We start from the raw sequence: 16,074 nt of genomic DNA on the forward strand, positions 1-16,074 counted from the left end.
CTCAGGCGCTGGCCAGATCGAACGGCAGTTTGCGCAGGCGCTTGCCGGTCAGTTTGAACAGTGCGTTGGCGAAGGCCGGCGCCAATGGCGGCAGGCCAGGTTCGCCCATGCCGGTCGGCGGATCGTTGGACGGCACGATGTGGACGTCGATCTTCGGCATGTCGGTAATGCGCGCCACGGTGTAATCGCTGAAGTTCTGCTGCTCGACCACGCCGTCCTTCAACGTGATGGCGGCGCCCGGCAAGGTCATGCCGAGGCCCATCAGCGCCGCGCCCTGGATCTGCGCTTCGATGGTCAACGGATTGACCGCCGTGTTGCAGTGAACGCCAGCCGTAACCTTGTGCAGCTTGGGCGTGCCGTCTTTCACCGACGCCACCACCACATAGGCGATCACGGTGTTGAACGACTCATGCACCGCCACGCCATAGGCCTGGCCTTTCGGCAGCGCCTTCTTGCCGTAGCCGGATTTGGCCACCGCCAGCTCCAGCGCGGCGATGTGGCGCTTGCCTTTTTCGCCCATCAGCTTTTTGCGGTAGGCGACCGGATCGACCTTGGCCGCGTGCGCGGCTTCGTCGATCAGCGTCTCCATGACAAACGCGGTGTGGGTCGAGCCGACCGAGCGCCACCACAACACCGGCACATTGGCCTTGACCGAGTGCGCGCTCAGATTCAGCGGCACTTCATACGGTTCGCCCATGCCTTCGACCATGGTGGCGTCGACACCGTTCTTCACCATCATCGGCTCAAACGGCGTGCCGCTGGTGATCGACTGGCCCACGATCACGTGGTCCCAGCCGACGATCTCGCCCTTGGCATCCAGGCCGATATTGGCGCGGTGGACGTGCGAAGGTCGGTAGTAGCCGCCCTTGATATCGTCCTCACGGCTCCAGATCACCTTGACCGGCTCCTTGTGGCCCGCTGCCTGCCACACCTTGGCGATGTTGACCGCTTCCACCAGATAATCGGAAGTCGGCACCGCGCGGCGGCCAAAGCCACCGCCGGCCATCATCGTATTCAGTACCACCTGCTCTGGCTTCAGGCCGGCGGTGGCCGCAATCGCGCCCTGGTCGACAGTCTGGAACTGCGAGCCGGCCCACACGGTGCAGCCGTCCTTGCGCAGGTCGACCACGCAGTTCAACGGCTCCATCGGCGCGTGCGCCAGGTAAGGGAATTCATAGACGGCGGAGATTTTCTTCGCCGCGCCAGCCAGCTTGGAGGTGTCGGCAGTGCGCACCGGATTGCCCGGCTTCTGCGACAGCGCCTTGTATTCCTCCAGCTGCTTGTCGCTGCTGACCTTATCGACACCGCTGGTATCCCATTCGATCACCAGCGCTTCGCGGCCGCTCTTGGCCGGCCAGTAGCCATCGGCGATGACCACCACGCCGCTACCGCCACGGTCGGTCTTCACTTCCAGCACATCGATTACGCCCTTGATGGCCTTGGCCTTGCTGGCATCCACCTTGGCGACCCTGGCGCCAAACACCGGCGGACGCGCCACCACGGCGACCTTGCTGTCCGGCGCCTTGAAGTCCATGCCGAACTGCTGCTTGCCGGACGACTTGGCGCGCGCGTCAAGCCGCTTGACCGGCTTGCCGATCAGCGTGAAGTCTTTCGGATCTTTCAGCTTGACGGTGGCGGGCACCGGCTGCTTCATGGCCGCATCGGCCATGGCGCCGTAAGTGGCTTTTTGCCCTGCGGGGCCGATCAGCGTGCCCTTGACGGTTTTGATTTGCTCCGCCGGCACCTTCCATTGTTCGGCCGCCGCCGCGATCAGCATCGCGCGCGCCTTGGCGCCGATTTCGCGGTACTGCATGAACGAGTGGGCGATGCTGCCCGAGCCACCAGTGATCTGGATGCCAAAGGCTGGATCTTTATACTGATCGCCAGCCGGCGCCAGCGCGCCGTTCACTTTCGACCAATCCGCCTCCAGCTCCTCGGCGATCAGCATCGGCAACGAGGTCTGCACGCCCTGGCCAAACTCCAGGCGGTTGACCTGCACCGTCACCGTGTTATCCGGCGCGATATGCAGGAAGGCGTTCGGTTCATACACCTTGGCTGCTGGCTGCTGCGCATTTGCCCAGCGGCCAGCGCCCGGCATAAAGAAGCCCAGTACCAAGCCACCGCCAGCGACGGCGCCCGCTTTCATGAAGCTGCGGCGCGAAACGCCCGAAGCCGAAGCACTCGCAATGGTGCCCTGATTAAGCCATTCGATACGCATGATGGTCTCCTCAGGCAATCGCTTTGGCAGCGTCTTTGATCGCAGCGCGGATGCGCTGATAGGTACCACAGCGGCAGATATTGCCAGCCATGGCGTTGTCGATATCCGCATCCGATGGATGCTTATTCGTCCGCAGCAGCGCGGTGGCGCTCATGATCTGGCCACTCTGGCAGTAGCCGCATTGCGGCACGTCGATCTTGACCCACGCGTCCTGCACGGCCTTGCCAACCTTATCGTTCTCCATCGCCTCGATGGTGGTGATCTTCTGTCCCTCGGCCGCCGAAATCGGCGTCACGCACGAGCGGATCGGCTGCCCAGCCAGGTGCACGGTGCAGGCGCCGCACAGCGCCATGCCGCAACCGAACTTGGTGCCGGTCATATTCAGGTTATCGCGCAAGGCCCACAGGATGGGCGTCGACGGATCGGCGTCCACCTGTACATCTTTACCGTTGATGTTCAAGGTAATCATCTTATCTCCCTGTTCTGGCTACTGTTGGTTGGCTACGGAGCTTATTTTTTGAGCTTGCTGAATTTGTCTTCCAGCGCTTTGGTATCGATGGCGCCTGGAATGCGCGAACCGTCGGCGAAGAAGATCGCCGGCGTGCCCTGAATGGCCAGCTTGCGGCCCAGCGCCAGCACTTCCTCATTAGGCGAGTCGCACGACGTGGCAGCGGTGGCCGGCACTTTACCGCTCAACATCCAGTCATCCCAGGCCTTCTGGCGGTCCGGCGCACACCATACATTCTTCGACTTGACGAACGAGTCTTCCGACAGGATGTTGTACATGAAGGTGTAGATGGTGACGTTGTCGGTTTCCTTCAGCGTGGTCTGGCGCAGGCGCTTGCAGTAGCCGCAGTTGGGATCTTCAAACACCGCGATCACGCGCGAGCCATCACCCTTGACCGACTTGATCGCCTTGTCCAGCGGCAGGTCGGAGAACTTGATCTTGGTGACTTCCTCGATGCGTTCGCGGGTCAGGTCGGCGCCGGTGGTCAGGTTGAAGATGTGGCCGTTGATCAGATAGGTCGCGGTCTTGTCGGTGTACAGGATATCGCTGCCGATGCGCACTTCATACAGGCCGCTGTACGGCGTTTCGGTCACCGAATCCACCTTGACGTTGGCGCCCAGGCGCGGCTCGATCAGCTTCTTGATCGCATCGGTACTCGGCGGCGTTTGCGCTTCCACGCAGGATGCCATCAGCACGGACAGCGACAGTAAAGCGATCTTGGTCTTTCTCATAACTTCTCCGGTAAATGCTTACTTGCCCATTGCGTGAGAGATCAGGCGGCGCTTCAGCACAGGTAATTTATCCAACAAGTTTAATCCGAAATTGCGCACCATGCGCAAAGGCTCGATATCGGTCTCGAACAGGCGCGCCAGGCCATCGGTGGTGACCTGCATCAGCAGCACGTCTTCCTTGCGCGCGCGCGCATAGCGGGCCAGCACGCGTTCATCGCCGATGGCGCGCTGCGGCTCGCGTTCGGACAGGGTTTTAATCAGCTGCACCACATCGCCAAAGCCCAAGTTCATGCCATGGCCAGCCAGCGGGTGAACCACGTGGGCGGCGTCGCCGATCAGCGCCACGCGCGGCGCAACCATGGCATGCGGGCGGATCAGGCGCAGCGGGAAATCGCGCACCAGTTCCGGTTGCAGCGGCGTCAACGCGCCCAGCTTCTCGCGCGCGAAGACCGCCAGGCGGTCGGCGATCTGCTGTGCCGATTCGGCGCGCAGCGTGTCCGCCAGTTTCTCCGGCGCCGACCATACCAGCGATACCTGATTACCCGGCAGCGGCAGCAAGGCGACGATGCCCTCGGCGCCAGTGAACCATTGGTGGGCGGCGCCATGGTGCGGCAGCTCGCATGCAAAATTGGAGACCACCGCGCACTGGTTATAGCTACGGTAATCGAGGCCGATGTCGCACTGGCCGCGCACCCAGGATTGGGCGCCGTCGGCGCCAACCACCAGTGCGGCCTTGATGCTGCCGCCGTCATCCAGCTGCACGGTGGCGCTGTCGGCGTCGCGCAGCAGGCCGATGGCGCGGCCACTGGCCACCTTCACGTTTTGCGCAAAGCGCAGCGCGGCGTCCAGTGCCTGATTCAGATTGCGGTCTTCAAGTATCCAGGTCAGCGTGTTGGCGTGCGCGCCGTAGGCGTCGAAGGCCAGACCGCCGGCATGCGGGCCGTCGCCATGGACGATCATCGCGTCGACCGGCGCCACGCGCGCATGATCCAGCGCATCCCACACTTTAAGAGAGGACAGCAAATGACAGGCGGTGTGATTCAGTGCATAGACGCGCGCGTCCCAGCCGTGATCGGCCGATGCCGATGCCGGCGTCGGCGGTGAAGCCGTTGGGCCAAGCAAGGTCACACTCAGGCCGGCCTGGGCCAGGCCCAGCGCGGCGGTCTTGGCAATCGCGCCATTGCCAACGATACAAATATCACTTTCGATCACGCGCAGCGCTGCGGGAGAGGTGGGCTTATTCATCCGGCCATTATAGCGTTTGTAGAAAATAGAAATTGCTACTTGCGCTTTCAACCCCACGTGCTATAATTCTGCTCCTTGGCCTGGTAGCTCAGTTGGTAGAGCAGAGGATTGAAAATCCTTGTGTCGGTGGTTCGATTCCGCCCCGGGCCACCAAGAACAAAGAAAAAGCCACCTCTGGGTGGCTTTTTTGCGTTCCGCCACATGCTATCCTTTCATGGTTGTCGATAACGAAAGGAACACATGACCCGCTCTCTCCCGCTGCTGCTGGCCACCGTGCTGTGCGCCGCCCTGCCCGCCTTCGCGCAAACGAAAGTGCCGGCCACGCCGGAAAAAATGAACCAGTTGTACGCTGACTATTGGGAAGACCACCTGCGGGAGAACCCGATCGCCGCCACCTTCAATGGCGACCAGCGCTACAACAACCGCTTCGGCGCCGTGACCTCGGCCGAGAATCGCGCGCAAAGCCGCGCGCTGGCGGAAAAATACCTGGCGCGCAGCGCCGAATTCGACCCGGCGCCACTGCCGCCGGAAGACCGCATCAGCTATGACCTGCTGCGCTATCGCCTGCAACAGGTGCTGGACGGCCTGCGCTTCCCGTCCGACCTGGTGCCGGTGGACCAGTTCTCCGGCCTGCACCTGACGCTGGCCCAACTCGGCTCCGGCACCTCGGCCCAGCCCTTCCAGACCGTGCAGGACTATGACAACTGGCTGCAACGCGCCGCCGCCTACGCGCCAGCGGTGGACGCCATGATGGCCGACATGCGCACCGGTATCGCGCAAGGCATCGTCATGCCGAAGGCGCTGATCAGCCGCGTGCTGCCGCAACTGGACAACGTCGGCACCGACGACCTGGCGAAAAGCACTTATATGAAGCCGGTGCAGAACTTCCCGGCCTCCTTCAGCGCCGCCGACAAGACGCGCCTGAGCGACGCCTACGGCAAGCTGGTGCGCGAACAACTGGCGCCGGCCAACCGCAAGCTGCTGGCCTTCATGCGCGACACCTATCTGCCAGCCGGCCGCGACACCGCCGGTATCGGCGCCCTGCCGGGCGGCCAGGACTGGTACGCCTTCCTCGCGCGCCGCTCGACCACCACCGAACTGACGCCGGCCGAAATCCACGACATCGGCCTGCGCGAAGTAGCGCGCATCCGCGCCCAGTTTGAAGAAGCCAAGGTGCGTGTCGGCTTCAAGGGCACGCTGAAGGAATTCTTCACCTACCTGAACACCGCGCCTGAATTGCGCTTCAAAACGCGCGAAGAAATCCAGGCGTCCTACGAGGCGCTGCGTCCGCGCGTCGAAGCCAAGGTGGACCAGTTGTTCGCGCGCGTGCCGAAGGCGCCGTTCGAGATCCGTCCGGTCGAAGCCTTCCGCGAAGTCAGCGCGGCGCCGGCCTCGTACCAGCGTGGTTCGGTGGACGGCAAGCGTCCCGGCATCTTCTACTACAACGCCTACAAACCGGAGACGCGCACTCGCTTCACCACCAACGCCTTCTTCCTGCATGAAGCGATCCCGGGCCACCACTTCGAGCGCAGCCTGGCACAGGAAACCACCGGCCTGCCGGCATTCCGCCGCTTCGGCAGCAGCACCGCGTTCTCCGAAGGCTGGGGCCTGTACAGCGAAATGCTGGGCCAGGAAATCGGCATGTACGACGATCCGTGGCAATGGGTGGGCCGCCTGACGGCGGAAGTCTGGCGCGGCGTGCGCCTGGTGGTCGACACCGGCATCCACGCGAAAGGCTGGACGCGCGAGCAAGCCATCGCCTACTTCAAGGACAACGTACCGCAGGATGAGGTCACGGCGGTACAGGAGGTCGAACGCTACATCGCCGTGCCAGGCCAGGCGCTGAGCTACAAGATCGGCGAACTGAAACTGCGCGAACTGCGCAGCCGCGCCGAAAAAGCGCTCGGCCCGAAATTCGACCTGCGCGCCTTCCACAACGAAGTGCTGTCACACGGCTCGGTGCCGCTCGACGTGCTCGATGGCGCAGTCGACCGCTGGATCGCCACGCAAAAGAAAGGCTAAACTCGCAGCAAGCTAAAACAAACGCCACCTTCGGGTGGCGTTTGTCTTTGCAGGCTGACGTCAGGCAGTTTTCTTTGGATCTGCTTCTGCGTACAGAAAGAGCAGCTTCTCCCGGTCTTCGTCGATCAGCCTGAAGTTCCAGCGCTTTTCCATGAAATTCAGCAGGCGCAATCCACGCTGACGGATTTCCTCCGGGCCCCAAACGGCATTTTGGGCAACTTCGATTTCAGAGTGAGATCCATCCGCATAACCATTACGGGTTTTCTTGCCATTGCCGTCGATCTTTGGTGACTTCTTGTCGACAAACGCATCGTTCTGAAGCGAGGAATTAATCGACATAGAAAGCAACAACAGATTACCCAGCGATCCTACATAGCGTTTGCGCCCCACTGCGCTGATTTCACTGAATGGCGCCTCCCACACATCTTCGGCGGTCTGCGGATAAATATGTTCGATCGAAACACGGTCACGCTCCGACTTCAGAAAATCAGCCCATTCAACCTTGCGCTGACGCGCTTTCGAATACAGCTCTTCTTCATACTCGAACAATACATAGCGCAGGCCTGACCAACCATAGTAACCACTGCCCGAAGCAAATTTCTTGAACAGGACGTTATAAAACTCATCAATCCGAAGTGCGCCATCCTTATGGAAAGTATAGGCAAGTCGCTGCTCCAGCTTGAGTTTGATGTCCTTCAACGTGAAGTCACCACGATCAAGCGCGCGCGCAGCATTGTAAAATTCACTGCTCCCGTAATTGGCGCGCGCCGTTCCCAACCGGAATACCAGGAACAGGAAGCGTTCGATCAGGTTAAACATCGCAACGCGCTCGTCAACCGACGGTTCACGCTTCAGTATCACCATCACCAACGGACGGAAATAGCCAATGCCCACACGGTTGAGACGATCCAGCGCCTGCTTTTCCGCCGCCGAGCGTCCGCTAACAAGATTCGGATAAAAGGAATCGAACCAATGGACGGCAGACTCTCCGAGGCTAAAGATGTATTCCCGGATCGCGTCGGGAGTGACCTTACTGGTAGCCTTGAAGCTGCCATCCTCGGTTAGCGCAACGAGCAACTCATCTTGCTCCTCAGGCTCAATATCGGACGACTGTTCCTCAATGCCGTCCAGTTCTACATCCTTCTCGATCAATTCATGCACATTCTTCGAGGTGAAATAGGAATCAAGCAGGAACAGCGCATAATCACGCCCAGTGTTACGAGAATACTTGAAATAAGTGATCCAATGGGCGCGCAGGAAATCATCGTCGTTGAGCGGTTTGGATTTGTTCCTGCCTAGCTGATGGTAAACCTCTTTCCACGCATCGTTGATTTTATCTCGCAGTGCCCGACGGCCGCCTACATCCAACTGCTCATCACTGTAGAGCGTGGTAAGGTAAATCAGGCGATTCTTCAGCAACTCCAAATCAGACAACTTCTTGCCACGATTGTTCATCGTCTCAAATGCTACAAAGACGTCGAACTCATCTTCAATAGCATATTCATTAAACAGTAGCCGCTTCGTCAGTTTTTTGAAAAGCTCAGTAAGCCCCACTGTTTTCCGCTGCCGATAAAACTCTTCGATCTGCCCCAAAAAATAGGTCTGTGCATTACCCAGATTTAAGGTGTAAAAAGTTTCTTCGATGCCGCCACCGCCGCGCTCGCCAAGAATCTGATGTTGCAAAAACTTCTGGCTCGGGTTGTCATCGGTATAGCCGAACTTGTAGGTCCGGAATCCGCCTAATGGATTGGTTTTAAACAAATATCGATCTTGCAGATCCGCAAGCGACAAGCTGTCAGTAATGTAGATTTTGTCCGCCGGCCTGCCTACGTTTTCCGGCAACTTTTGGAAGAAGTCGGCAAACGCCTGCACAAATACCACGAAGGTAGTCAGCCGCTGCTGGCCATCGACGACATTGTACAAGCGGTATGAGTGATCTTCGACTAGCCAGAACTCTCTGGAATCCTGCGCGATGCGTTCGCTTCTGACTTCAGTGAGGGTAAGTACACCAGTGTAATGCGATCGTTCTGGTTGAAGGTTGACCAGGTCCTCCCAAAAAGCCTTGAGCTGTTCTTTTTGCCATGCATAGCCGCGCTGGTAGTCGGGAATACGAAAGATTTTTTCCTTGAACAAACGCTCAAGCGATATCGGTTTTTCCATTGTTCCTATTACTGGTTAAGTTTCAGCTTGTCTTTCAATTTTTGTTCCCACTTGTTCAGCTGCTGTTGCTGGCGGTTGGCCGCCTGGTTGGCGGCTTGCTGGCGTTGCGCGTCAGTCTGGGTGTTGTAGACGCAGGCGTCGCGAAAGCGCGCCTCGGTGGTGCATTTCAGCGACAGCGCCAACTGGGAGAATTTGTCGCCGTTGCGGAAGTAGAAGCCGACCATGTCCGGCCAAGTGCGCGGCGCTTCGCCAAAGTAGGCGTATTGCTCTTGCAGGAATTCCTTGGCAAACGGCTGCTGCTCCGGCGTGACCAGCATCGCCGCCTGATACTGCACCGACCACGAGCGCTCCGGCCAGCTGCGGTTACGCAGCAGCACGGCGCGCTGCTCCTCAATGCTGGCGCCCGTCCGCTTCATCGCGCCCTGTAGCACCAGCAGCATGGTGCCGTCGCCCGCCGTGGCGCCGGATGCGGCGACCTGCGCCAGCTTCAAGGCATCGGCGTTGCGACCGGCCGCCTGCAGCTTGGCGATCTCCGGCAGCAGCGCGAAGTGCGCCAGCACTTCCGCCGTCTCCTTGTCCTTCACCACCGCCTGCCATGGCGCCTTGCGCGGTGCCGGACGTGGACGCGGCATCAGCGGCAGCATCTTGGCAGTCAACACTTCCTCGCGCTCGCGCGCGGTCGCATGGGTTTTGCGCGTTGTCCCCGGTGCGGCAGCTGGTGTGGCACCGCCTTCTGGTGCGCCGAAAGGCTGGCTGGCCTGTTCGCGCTGCTCCAGCGCAGCCAGCCGTTCCAGGAAAGCCTTGTAGCCGGACGGGTAGGAGTAGCGCTCGCGCAAGCTGAGCGTGGCGGCAAACATGTCGGCCTGCTCTTCCACATCACGCTGCCACACCGGGATCAGCGAATCGTGCACCACGCCATCCACCAACGCCAGGCTGTCAAACGCGCTCCAGCTGGGATTGGTGCCCGGCAGTTTTTTCTGGAAGATGCCCAGCAGCGCCACCTTGGCGCCGGTGACGGCGTTCGACGCCACCTGATGCGCCTCGTAGGCCGCCTGGTGGTTCAGGTAGATGTGGGCAAACTCATGCGCCAGCACGCCATAGATCTCATCTTCCGACTCGGCAGAGCGGATCAATCCCATGTGCAGATAAATATTGCCTGACGCCGAAGCGTGTGCGTTCAGCGTCGTGTCGGACGAGATGTGCACCGCCCCCGGCCAGTCCGGCACGCCGGCGGCAATCTTGATATGGGTATACAGCCCGTTCAGATATTTGCTCAGCGCCGGCGCCGATACCAGGCCGTTGCCGGCGGTGCGGTGATCGTTGAGGTCGACCGTCAGGTCGCTCCACTGGTGGGCCGGCGCTGGCGGCAGTTCGCCGATCAATTTCACGGCCGGCATTGCCTGCTCGCTCGCGGGCTCTTCAGCTTGCGCGATGCTGCGGCAGGCCAGCAATGCGGCCAGCAGCAAGGCCTTCGGCCGTGGCGCGCGGCGCATCAGCGGCACCGCGACGGTGCTGCACCCGGCAAGACCGCGCCAATGTCAGGCTGGGTACTGTTCTTCGGCGGGCAATCGGATTTGGCGTCACGCACCACGTTCACCTGCATCGAGTCGATCCATGCGTCCTTGCCGCCCAGCGTCACCTTGAGGAAGGAGTTCTTTTCCTCCTTGATGGTCCATGGCAGGCCGCTGGCGTCCACCTTGCGGCCAGGCTTGGCATCGTCGGCCACGTCGAACAGCTCCACCTGCTTGCCCTTGATGCCGGTAATCAGGTCGGCAGCCTGCACGCCTGGCAGCGCCAGCGAGAACAGCATGGCAATGGCGGCAAAACGCTTAATGGGAAACATGCTTCTCTCCTTTTTCGGTTAATTTGGGCCAGAAGTATTTGCCCAGCTTTTCATTGACTTCAAACCATTCGGCCAGCAGCGTCAGCACCACCACATTGATGATCGACAGGAAGCCCAGATCCAGCCAATACTGGCCGATCAGCAGCATCAGGCATCCGACCAGCAGCGAGATGATGATGCGCGCTGGCCCCCACAGCAGGTACAGCACGCCGCGCCAGAAATAAACCTTGTGTCCATCCGGCTCCAGCCGGTGCTCGACCGCGTGCTTGAAGCGCTGCAGTGGCAGCGTCACGATCAACATCGCAATCACCAGGAAAACCGGCAGCTTGAGGTTGTTCCAGTCCAGCGACAAGTGCATGGCGCGCGCGTAGTCGTCGCCGAACACCATCAGGTTATCCAGCGCCATCGCGTGCAGATAGACGCCGGGAATGCGGCCATGCAGCGGCGACAGCACCACATCGCTGAAATCCGATAGCGCCGTGCCGACCAGCACCACCTTGCCTTCGATCAGTAGGCGCAGCCGCGCATCCTGTTCCGGCGTGGTCGACATCAGCTGGCCGGCGCGGATGGTTTCATGGAAAACACACAGCGGCTTGTTGCCATCGTCATAGAAAGCGTTGCGCACGCCAGGCGGCGACAATTCGGCCAGCAGATTGTGCGGGCGGCGGCAGTACGATTCATCGGCGCCCGGGCCATGCAAGCTGGTCACCCAGCCAACGCCGTGCGCGGCTGGCTGGCTGCCCCAGGTCAGCGCCATCGCGTGATGTTCCACCGGCACGGTGGCGCCGCCTGTTTCGTACAACGCCAGCGCAGCACTCTTCATCCCATGTTCGTCGTGATGGGCGCCGGGCAGCGCCAGCGTGTAGTTCCAGGCCAGGCGGTCCAGCTCATCCGGCGTGTATTTGACCGCCACTTTTTCGAAGCACTTGCCGGCCAGTTCTTCCAGTTCCGGCCGCAACACGTATTCGTCACGCCGGTTGCGAGAGGCCGCCAGGAAAACCTTGGTGCCCTGCTCGTGCAGCGCACACACCTGGCGCAGCAGCGCCGGCAGGCTGTCGTCTTCGCGTTGGGCGCCGTAATAGATGTCGACGAAAACCGCCTTCGGCCGGTATTGCGCCATTGCGCGCAGCAGGCGCGCCGAGTAGCCGTAGCGCGCTGGCCACTCTTGTCCGGCATCGGCCAGCGCCATGTCGTCGATCAGCAGCACGCGGATGTCGTCGCGCCGGCCTTCGCCGTAAACGGCGCCGGCGAAGGGCGCATAGCCACGCGCTTGCTGGCGCGTGACAAACTCTTCCCCAAATGCCCATTCCAGCAGGATCGTCAGCAATATCCCGACCAGCAAAGCCACACCACACTCCAGCAAGCCGCGCCGGTACTTCTTTGGGAATGCCAACATGCAAGCAACCATTTATTTTAGGAAACAGTTTCCATAATGCCTTATTGAGATATTTTTAACAATAACTTTATAGGAAGCAACTTAACTTAGTTGCTATTTGATCACCCTCACAGCATGGCCAGCACGGCGATCAGTGTGATTGCCGACAGCATGGTCTGTAGCGTGATGATGCCGGCCATCAGTTGGCTGTCGCCGCCCATCAGCCGCGCCAGCACGTAGGAGGTGGGCGCGGTTGGCAGCGCGAAGAACACGATCAGGATGCTGCTCTCCAGTGGCGGCAGCGTCAGCAGTCGGGCGCACAGCAGCGCCACCAGCGGTGCGCCAAACAGCCGCGCCAGCGCATTGACCGTCAACGTGCCCGTTTCGCCGCGCAGTTCGCGCAAGTTCAGCGCGGCGCCGACGTTCAGAAGGCCCAGCGGCAGACTCGTGCTGGCAAGTAGCGTCAGCAACTTGTCAGCGCCCCATTTCAGTTCGAGCCCGCACAGGTTGAATGCGGCGCCGGCGACGCAGGCCAGGATCAACGGATTGCGCACGATCGGCAGCAACAGCGACGACAGGCTGGCGCCCCGCCCCGCGCTAAAGGCCAGCACCGACAGCACGTTCACCGTCGGCACATACACCGCCATGATGACCGCCGCCAGCACCAGTCCCTGCTTGCCAAACAGGCTGCCGACCACCGCCAGGCCCAGATAGGTATTAAAGCGCAGCACACCCTGCGCCAGCACGCCGAAGCGCGATGCCGGCCAGCGCCGCAACCGCCAGGCTGCCAGCAAGCCGATGCTGCACACGACCAGGCACAGCAGCACTGCGCCCAGCACGCGCGGCAAGGCGGGATTGTCCAGCGGCGCGGTGGCCAAGCTGGAGAACAGCAGCGCCGGGAAGAGGATGAAGTAATTGATCTTTTCCGCACCGGGCCAGAAGCCCTCGCCGGGGAAGGCGCGCTGCTTCATCACATAGCCAGCGATAATCAGCAGGAACACCGGCCACAGGGTTGTCAGTAAAGGAAGCAATTTCTTGATTTAGCGCAAAGTGTGAGGGAGGCGGACACATTAAAGTGTCCAGCTTTTTATCCCTATGCGTCAAGCTCCCGAACTTCTCCTGCCCGCCGGCTCGCTCGACAAGATGCACGCCGCTTTCGACTTTGGCGCCGATGCCGTCTACGCCGGCCAGCCACGCTACAGCCTGCGCGTGCGCAATAACGACTTCTCCACCCTGCAAGCGCTACAGGAAGGTATCGACGGCGCACATGCGCGCGGCAAGCAGTTTTTCGTCGCCAGCAATATCTTCGCCCACAACGCCAAGCTGAAAACCTATCTGCGCGACATGGAACCGGTCATCCACATGAAACCGGACGCGCTGATCATGGCCGATCCCGGCCTGATCATGATGGTGCGCGACAAATGGCCGGACGTGCCGGTGCACCTGTCGGTGCAGGCCAACGCCGTCAACTGGGCCGACGTCAAGTTCTGGCACCGCATGGGGCTGACGCGCGTGATCCTGTCGCGCGAGCTGTCGCTGGACGAAATCGAAGAGATCCGCCAGCAGTGCCCGGAGATGGAACTGGAAGTCTTCGTGCACGGCGCGCTGTGCATCGCCTATTCCGGCCGCTGCCTGCTGTCCGGCTATTTCAACCACCGCGATCCCAACCAGGGCACCTGCACCAACTCCTGCCGCTGGGACTACAAAGTGCAGAACGCCGAGGAAGACGCCACCGGCGACTTCGCCAAGGTCATTCCGCTGCAATTCCAGAAAGCGCTGCAGGAAGCCGAGCAGCAGCCCTTCTCCTCGCTGCACCAGCAGCCGCGCCATCCGCTGGCCGACCGCGCCTATCTGATCGAGGAAGCCGAACGTCCCGGCCAGCTGATGCCGATCATGGAAGATGAACACGGCACCTACATCATGAATTCCAAGGATTTGCGCGCGGTCGAGCATATCGAGCGGCTGGTGAAGATCGGCGTCGATTCGCTGAAGGTCGAAGGCCGCACCAAATCGCTGTACTACGCGGCGCGCACCGCACAGGTCTACCGCCAGGCGATCGACGATGCGGTGGCCGGCCGCCCGTTCAATATCGACCTGCTCGGCCAGCTGCAAGGCCTGGCCAACCGCGGCTACACCGATGGCTTCTACCAGCGCCACCACACCCAGAGCTACCAGAACTATATGCGTGGCGCCTCGGAGGCCAACCGCAGCCAATACATCGGCGATGTGCTGAGCGTCGAAAATGGATGGGCGCGCGTGGAGGTGAAGAACCGCTTTGCCGTCGGCGACCGGCTGGAAGTCATCCACCCGCAAGGCAACCGCGACATCGAACTGACGCGCATGCTCAACGACAATGGCGACGAGATCAACGTCGCACCAGGCAGCGGCCACTTCGTGCGCATCGCGCTGGACGCCTCGCTGGATCGGGCACTGCTGGCCCGCTATTTGTAAACCTTAGGCAACAAATATTACCCACCAGATTGCGCGTGAGCCCGTGCTGTGACATGATTCGTTGCAACCATACTTGCAACACAGGAAGAAATCTTGTCAAAGGCGCACATCCCGATCATCTTGCTGCTGGTCTCGTCCGCTGCCGCCGCGCAGTCGGACGCCGACCAGCTGACGGCCATGGTCAACGCCTACCGGGCCGCGCCCGGTCTGTGCCAGGACGAACCCACGCAGTCGGTGGCGGAACTGAAGCCGCAAGCGGCGCTGGCAACGGTGCATCTCAAGCCTGGCACCATCCTGTCAGCCGCGCTGGAAAACGCCGGTTACGCCAACACCAGGGCCGACGCCATTTCAATCAACAGCGCCGGCACACTGCAGGCGGCTTTCTCGCTGATACGCAAAACCTATTGCCGCATCCTGCTCAACGCGAGTTACACCGATATCGGCGTTTCGCGCAATGGCGCCGAATGGACCGTGGTGCTGGCGCGCGCGGCCGCGCCCCTGCCGTCCGCCAGCTTTCCGGCATGGCAGGACGCCGGCGCGGCGATACTGGCAAGTGTGAACGTGGCGCGCGCCGCCGGCCAGGTGTGCGGCGAGCGCGCTTTTCCGCCGGCGCCGCCGCTGCGCTGGAGCGCCAGTCTTGGCGACGCCGCGCTGGCACATAGCGGCGAGATGGCCGACAAGCGCTATTTCAGCCACACCGGCACAGACGGGGGCAAGGTCGGCGACCGTGCACGCCAGGCCGGCTACAGCTGGACCCGCATCGGCGAAAATCTCGCTTACGGCCAGAACACACCACAGGAAACGGTGGATGGCTGGCTGGCCAGTCCAGGCCACTGCGCCAACATCATGAACGGTGACTTTACCGACATGGGCGCCGCCTACGCGGTGACTGCCGACCAGCGTGCCGGCGTGGCCTACTGGACGCAGACTTTCGGCAAGCCGCGCCAGTAAAGGCTTACCACATCAGATCATCGGGGATCTTGAAGTCGGCGTATGGATCGTCCTCGTCCACGTCGGTGCTGGCCTGCTTGACGCGCACCACGATGTCCGGATTGCGCTCGGCGATCTTGTCAGCGATTACGCGTGGCACCAGCTCATAGCCGCCACCCTCGCCAACGATTACCAGACGGCCGGCGACCAGATGCTCGCGTACCGTGGCGCTGACATAGATGCGTTCAATCTTGCTGCCGAAGGTGAAGTTGTAGGCGATATCGCCATTGCGGCCCTTATCCTGTTTATCCTGCTTATTCTGCTGCACCATCTGCGTGATTTGCGCGGCGATCGCTTTCTGCTGCGCGGCGGCGTCACGCCCGGCGTTGGCCAGGCGTGCCTTCTCGGCGCTCAGGCGCTGCTGCTCCTGCACCGCCAGCTTGACCTCATCGACGGCTTCGACGCCCGCACGGCGATTGTCTTTTTCCTGCTTGCCCTTGGTCTGATGGACAACCTTGACTTTCTTCTTGTCGACCAACCCGGCCTTTAATAACTGGTCCGCCAATCCCATGATGCCACTCCTTTTTAACG

General features: G+C 61.1%; 13 protein-coding genes and 1 tRNA gene. 4 read left to right on the plus strand and 10 right to left on the minus strand.

Annotated elements, in window-relative coordinates:
* Position 1 precedes the first annotated feature (1 nt).
* Genes BLS51_RS23185 through BLS51_RS23200 form a run of 4 tightly spaced genes read right to left on the minus strand, consistent with a single transcriptional unit; the run spans position 2 to position 4,702 of the window.
* On the minus strand, positions 2-2,218 hold the full coding sequence (locus BLS51_RS23185; protein WP_090189905.1) for a xanthine dehydrogenase family protein molybdopterin-binding subunit: 2,217 nt from the start codon (positions 2,216-2,218) through the stop codon (positions 2-4).
* A 10-nt stretch (positions 2,219-2,228) separates the two neighbouring features.
* The gene (locus BLS51_RS23190) at positions 2,229-2,687 is read right to left on the minus strand and encodes a (2Fe-2S)-binding protein (RefSeq protein ID WP_090189908.1); all 459 of its coding nucleotides are present in this window, start codon (positions 2,685-2,687) and stop codon (positions 2,229-2,231) included.
* A 41-nt stretch (positions 2,688-2,728) separates the two neighbouring features.
* Entirely contained in the window at positions 2,729-3,457 is a 729-nt protein-coding gene (locus BLS51_RS23195; RefSeq protein ID WP_090189911.1) for a DsbC family protein, read from the minus strand.
* A gap of 18 nt (positions 3,458-3,475) precedes the next feature.
* Positions 3,476-4,702, minus strand: coding sequence for an FAD-dependent monooxygenase (locus tag BLS51_RS23200; protein WP_090189913.1), 1,227 nt, complete (start codon positions 4,700-4,702; stop codon positions 3,476-3,478).
* Between the two features lie 77 nt (positions 4,703-4,779).
* Here BLS51_RS23200 and BLS51_RS23205 point away from each other — a divergent pair.
* Together BLS51_RS23205 and BLS51_RS23210 are read left to right on the plus strand one after the other, a co-directional pair.
* Positions 4,780-4,855: transfer RNA gene (locus BLS51_RS23205), tRNA-Phe, on the plus strand.
* Between the two features lie 87 nt (positions 4,856-4,942).
* Positions 4,943-6,724, plus strand: a complete 1,782-nt coding sequence (locus tag BLS51_RS23210; RefSeq protein WP_090189914.1) for a DUF885 domain-containing protein — start codon at positions 4,943-4,945, stop codon at positions 6,722-6,724.
* A 60-nt stretch (positions 6,725-6,784) separates the two neighbouring features.
* Here the strand turns inward: BLS51_RS23210 and BLS51_RS23215 are convergent, their stop codons facing one another.
* From BLS51_RS23215 to BLS51_RS23235, 5 genes are all read right to left on the minus strand, one after another.
* Complete coding sequence (locus tag BLS51_RS23215) at positions 6,785-8,884, minus strand: GmrSD restriction endonuclease domain-containing protein (protein WP_090189917.1); 2,100 nt, start codon at positions 8,882-8,884, stop codon at positions 6,785-6,787.
* Between the two features lie 8 nt (positions 8,885-8,892).
* Positions 8,893-10,377 carry a M48 family metalloprotease gene (locus tag BLS51_RS23220; protein ID WP_139168774.1) on the minus strand — a complete coding sequence of 495 codons (1,485 nt, stop codon included), beginning with the start codon at positions 10,375-10,377 and terminating at the stop codon, positions 8,893-8,895.
* Positions 10,377-10,727: a hypothetical protein gene (locus tag BLS51_RS23225; protein ID WP_090189923.1), complete on the minus strand. Its 351-nt coding sequence runs from the start codon at positions 10,725-10,727 to the stop codon at positions 10,377-10,379. Before BLS51_RS23225 ends, BLS51_RS23220 begins: the two co-directional genes overlap by 1 nt.
* Entirely contained in the window at positions 10,714-12,123 is a 1,410-nt protein-coding gene (locus tag BLS51_RS23230; RefSeq protein ID WP_175472666.1) for a CHASE2 domain-containing protein, read from the minus strand. Before BLS51_RS23230 ends, BLS51_RS23225 begins: the two co-directional genes overlap by 14 nt.
* A 107-nt stretch (positions 12,124-12,230) precedes the next feature.
* Positions 12,231-13,133, minus strand: coding sequence for an AEC family transporter (locus BLS51_RS23235; protein ID WP_217636486.1), 903 nt, complete (start codon positions 13,131-13,133; stop codon positions 12,231-12,233).
* A 64-nt stretch (positions 13,134-13,197) separates the two neighbouring features.
* On the opposite strand from BLS51_RS23235, the gene yegQ reads away from it, so the two are divergent.
* Together yegQ and BLS51_RS23245 are read left to right on the plus strand one after the other, a co-directional pair.
* Positions 13,198-14,553 (plus strand): prephenate-dependent tRNA uridine(34) hydroxylase TrhP, encoded by a 1,356-nt coding sequence (gene yegQ / locus BLS51_RS23240; RefSeq protein ID WP_090189926.1) that lies wholly within the window; start codon positions 13,198-13,200, stop codon positions 14,551-14,553.
* Between the two features lie 93 nt (positions 14,554-14,646).
* Positions 14,647-15,504 (plus strand): CAP domain-containing protein, encoded by an 858-nt coding sequence (locus tag BLS51_RS23245; RefSeq protein ID WP_090189929.1) that lies wholly within the window; start codon positions 14,647-14,649, stop codon positions 15,502-15,504.
* Positions 15,505-15,508: 4 nt separating this feature from the next.
* On the opposite strand, the gene BLS51_RS23250 is transcribed toward BLS51_RS23245, so the two are convergent.
* Positions 15,509-16,057, minus strand: coding sequence for a DUF2058 domain-containing protein (locus BLS51_RS23250; RefSeq protein ID WP_090190355.1), 549 nt, complete (start codon positions 16,055-16,057; stop codon positions 15,509-15,511).
* Positions 16,058-16,074 lie beyond the last annotated feature (17 nt).

The sequence above is a fragment of the Duganella sp. OV510 genome, assembly GCF_900100205.1.
Classification (GTDB): Bacteria; Pseudomonadota; Gammaproteobacteria; order Burkholderiales; family Burkholderiaceae_D; genus Rugamonas.